This is a genomic window from Mesorhizobium sp. M8A.F.Ca.ET.207.01.1.1 (assembly GCF_004794715.1).
In the GTDB taxonomy this organism is placed as follows: Bacteria; Pseudomonadota; Alphaproteobacteria; order Rhizobiales; family Rhizobiaceae; genus Mesorhizobium.
The window spans coordinates 1-287 of record NZ_SRUS01000552.1 but is presented as its reverse complement, the minus strand read 5'-3'; the positions used below and the strand labels follow the sequence as shown (position 1 = coordinate 287).

Below are 287 nucleotides of genomic sequence, written 5' to 3'. Positions count from 1 at the left end.
CTATCGTGGACCTCCTTCAGCGGATGCTGCTGATGCGAGGCCAGCTTGGTCCGGCCGATGTTAGCCGGCCGTCATCAATCGATGAACTGCAGGCGTGCCAGTTCAGCGTACAGTCCGCCTTGGGCCAGCAGCTGCGAATGGGTGCCTTCGGCCACGATGCGGCCCTGGTCCATCACCACGATGCGGTCGGCCTTCAGCACGGTGGCCAGGCGATGGGCGATGACCAGCGTGGTGCGGCCAGCCATCAGGCGCTCCAGTGCCTGTTGCACGCCATGCTCGCTCTGCGC

Annotated in this window: 1 pseudogene; it reads right to left on the bottom strand. The window is 65.5% G+C overall.

From position 1 onward, the window contains the following. Nucleotides 1-74: 74 nt before the first annotated feature. Nucleotides 75-287, bottom strand: a pseudogene (locus EN850_RS35790) (ABC transporter); the annotation flags it as partial.